Genomic DNA, 675 nt, shown 5'->3' on the forward strand with positions numbered 1-675 from the left:
GAAGTACTGGGCCTTGCGTCGGGCCAGCAGCAGCGGTGAGTCTTCAGCTCGGTGCCCGTCGCGCATCCACACGTGATCGTTGCCGCGCAGGATGCCGCGGTAATGCTTGAGCTCGATCAGGTAGAGCATGTCGCGCGCCAAAACCAGCAGGTCGACCTCGTGCCAGCGGCCACGATTGTCGCGGAACTCGAAGTTGGCCCAGGCGCGAAACGGGGGAGCATCGGGAAGCGCCCGTTTGATGGCTTCTAGGCCCCGCTTTTCGTGCGGGAACTGCGAGTCGGCGATCGTGACCCAGCGGCCGTCCTTCACCGGTGAGACACCCCCTCGTCGCAGTCGTGTATGGACAATTTACTGAGTTGCGGGTTGGCCTTGGAGGAATAATCGGACGTTTGACTCAAGATCCGCCGTTGTCGCCGCCCACGGGTGTGATCGTGGCCCCTATCCGGGGCGGTTGGGCCATCGACCGTCCATCGGCCGGAAGAAATTTCTCGCGGCGCAGGTCAGAGGTGGTTTTGCGTGACCGTGATCGATATCCCTGGCCGCTCGCCGGTTCGGGCTACGCTTGACTAAACACCCACGTACTGCCACTGTGAGTACATGGCCACCATGAAAGATGAGCGTCTACAGCTGCGCGTCGACGCGGCGTCGAAGCGTCGGCTGGAGGAGGCTGCCAGC

1 protein-coding gene is annotated in these 675 nt (G+C 62.8%); it reads right to left on the bottom strand.

The features are described 5' to 3' along the window. A partial coding sequence (locus tag F6Q13_RS19095; protein ID WP_293059868.1) for an NERD domain-containing protein occupies positions 1-309 on the bottom strand: 309 nt, incomplete at its 3' end. Positions 310-675 lie beyond the last annotated feature (366 nt).

Source organism: Mycobacterium sp., from assembly GCF_008709575.1.
In the GTDB taxonomy this organism is placed as follows: Bacteria; Actinomycetota; Actinomycetes; order Mycobacteriales; family Mycobacteriaceae; genus Mycobacterium.